General features: G+C 67.4%; 1 protein-coding gene. It reads left to right on the top strand.

What is annotated here, in order from left to right; translation table 11 throughout:
* The first annotated feature begins 470 nt into the window (after positions 1–470).
* The gene (locus tag ACY45C_RS18540) at positions 471–1829 is read left to right on the top strand and encodes a hypothetical protein (protein ID WP_462188839.1); all 1359 of its coding nucleotides are present in this window, start codon (positions 471–473) and stop codon (positions 1827–1829) included.
* Positions 1830–1984: the final 155 nt, after the last annotated feature.

Below are 1984 nucleotides of genomic sequence, written 5' to 3'. Positions count from 1 at the left end.
GGCAGATCCTGCACAACCGCCACAACGGCGATGATGACCGGTCCGAACCCGAGGCAGACCAAAATCGAATATCACCGCGGCGATGACGCCGTCCTGGTACGACAAACGCGCGTCACCGCCAGGCGGGTTCCCGAGCTGGGTCCCTCATGGCGGCACCGATCTACACGGATGCAAACCGATGGCTGTCGGGTCGGACGACCGCTATTATCCACCGCCCGCGCCGGGTTCGAAGAGCCCCCACCAGCTGGCTGCGAGACGTGACGAAGACGCGACCGTGCGCTCCGGAAACGGCACGGAGACCGCCTTGCGAGACGGCACGAGGGCCCCGGATACACTGAACCGCCCGCGCCGTCCGCCCGTCGCGCCAGCTATCCGACGTGCCGACGTGCCGATGGGCTTCCATCGCCGGGCCCCGCCGCCGGGCGCGGCGCCCGGGAGCCCACTGACCAGGAACGGGGGACGGGAAACCAGTGGTCACCACCACGCTCACGACCAGGATTCCACGGTCGTGGGTGATCCCGACCCAGGAGGCCGGCAGCGGGAAGTCGGTCAACGACGCCACCCTCCGGATGCTGACGATTCTGCTCTTCTGCGAGATCTTCCTGCAACGGATCGCTTTCCCGGTGGGCAGTTCACAGGTTCAGGTAATCCTGCCGATCACCTATGTCTGCGCGGCCTTGATGCTGCGGCGCGGAGGTCTGACGTACAACTCCGGCCGGGTAACCACCTACCTCGTCGCGATGACGGCATGTTCGGCCTCGGCACTCGTCTCCTTCCTCCAGCAGAACGACGACACGTCCTTCACCTCGTTGTTGCTGCTGCTGGCGACATACGTGCCGTTCCTCTTCGGCCTGCGCGGCGCGGACGCCCGCGCTCTCCTGCCCCGGCTGCTGGACCGTTTTCTGATCATGATCACGGTGCTCGCCGGTCTCGCCCTGTTCCAGTTCGCCATTCAGCTCGTCGGCGTTCCATACACCGACGTCGTCAAGAACGTCGTGCCGCCGCAGTTCCTGATGCAGGGGTTCAACACGTCCTACCCCGTGCAGTATGGCTCGTCGCTGTACAAGTCGAACGCCTTCATCTGCCTCGAGGCGTCGTTCTGCTCGCAGTTCCTCGGCTTCGGTATCGTGGTCTGCACACTGCGTAACGGCGGCTGGTGGCGCATGATCATGTTTGTGCTGGCCATCCTGAGCACCGTTTCTGGCACCGGTCTGCTCCTGCTGGCCTGCGCGGGCGTCCTGCTGGCCGTTCACAAGGGCGCCCGATTCGCGCTCACCGCCCTGCTCGGGGTGAGCCTCGTGGCGCTGATCATCAGCTTCACCCCGGCGTCGGATATCTTCGCCGCGCGTGCCACGGAGACGTCCTCATCGACGTCTAGCGGCAGCCTGCGCTTCGTCCAGCCGTACCAGCGGACCTGGGACGCGCTCGGCAGCGATCCGATGACGGTGGCGTTCGGCTGGGGGCCCGGGTTCGCCGACCGGGACGCCGCCGCCTTCTACCACCGCACCGGACTGCCGCTGAACTACGCCCTCCTACCCAAGCTGATCCTCGAGTACGGCGTCGTCGGGACCACCGCGTTCATCGGTCTGGTGGTAGCGATGTTCGTACGCGGCTCGCAGTCGTTCGTGCTCTCCGGATCTGTGTTGATCTTCTATAGCGTGCTGTCCGGAGGCCTGCTGGCCCCGGTCGTCACCGGGCTCGGCCTCCTGCTCGTCACCTGGTTCACGGTGACCCCAGAGGAGGCCGTCAGGCTCCAAGGGGATCCGGGAGCGTCGTCACCGCCGCTCCCACCGGCTCCCGTGCCGGGCCGGTCCTTCGCCGCGATCTGACCCACGGCACGGCACGGCACGCGCGCGACCGCACCACATCGCGCGGATGGCGCCGTCCACACAGACCGCCGCCCCACCCGTGCTCGCCGCCCCACCCGTGCTCGCCGCGCCCGCCGACGGTCGCCGCGGGTCCCCGTGTCGAGCCACCGAAGGAC

The sequence above is a fragment of the Frankia sp. CcWB2 genome, from assembly GCF_977927585.1.
The sequence above is the reverse complement of the archived record's forward strand: the minus strand, read 5'-3'. Positions and strand labels throughout refer to the sequence as shown.